This is a genomic window from Citrobacter sp. TBCS-14 (genome assembly GCF_005280805.1).
In the GTDB taxonomy this organism is placed as follows: Bacteria; Pseudomonadota; Gammaproteobacteria; order Enterobacterales; family Enterobacteriaceae; genus Citrobacter; species Citrobacter gillenii.
The window spans coordinates 1-244 of record NZ_SZWM01000610.1 but is presented as its reverse complement, the minus strand read 5'-3'; the positions used below and the strand labels follow the sequence as shown (position 1 = coordinate 244).

The window sequence follows — 244 nt, the reverse complement described above, 5'->3', positions numbered from 1 at the left end:
AAGAAACCTTCGATAAGCTGGTGACCATGGTCAATGACTTCAAGCAATACTTCATTGCTCACGACCAGCCGATCTACGAGAACCCATCGCCGGGGAACAAAGCGGGTGGTATCACCACGCTGGAAGATAAATCACTGGGCTGTACACAGAAAGCGGGTTCCAGCAAAGTTGTCGATGTACTACGCTACGGTGAACGCCTGAAAACGCCTGGTCTGAATCTGTTAAGTGCTCCGGGTAATGACGC

Annotated in this window: 1 pseudogene; it reads left to right on the top strand. The window is 50.8% G+C overall.

The window, feature by feature from the left end:
• Positions 1–244: pseudogene (locus FDX22_RS20240) on the top strand (UxaA family hydrolase); the annotation flags it as partial.